General features: G+C 59.9%; 1 pseudogene. It reads right to left on the bottom strand.

The features are described from left to right. Nucleotides 1–333: pseudogene (locus ACZYZ9_RS26480) on the bottom strand (PPE family protein); the annotation flags it as partial. Nucleotides 334–389: the final 56 nt, after the last annotated feature.

The raw sequence follows: 389 nt of genomic DNA on the forward strand, positions 1-389 counted from the left end.
CACCGAGGTATTACCGAACCCCGGCCCCCCCGGAATCGAGAACAACGGAATATCGATCGGCCCGACAGTGCCGGTGATGCTGCCATACGTTGTGTATCCTGGGCCGCCGAGTGTGAAGTGCAGCCGTGGTCCGCTGATCGTGATAGACGGAACGCTGATCGGACCGATGGTGCCGGACGTGCTGCTGAGAGCGCTCATGTCGATCGCCCCGATGTTGAACGGCAGGGTGGTGATGTCGAAGGTGCCACCGGCAATCGTCGTATTGACCGGGAATCGCATGCCGAAGTCCACCGGAATCTGCTCGATACGGATCGAGTAGGAAACACCGGTCATGCCCTGAGCATCACCCCGCACGAACATCCCGTTGTTCAAGTTGCCGGAGTTACCGA

The sequence above is a fragment of the Mycobacterium sp. IDUB_28 genome (genome assembly GCF_055419285.1).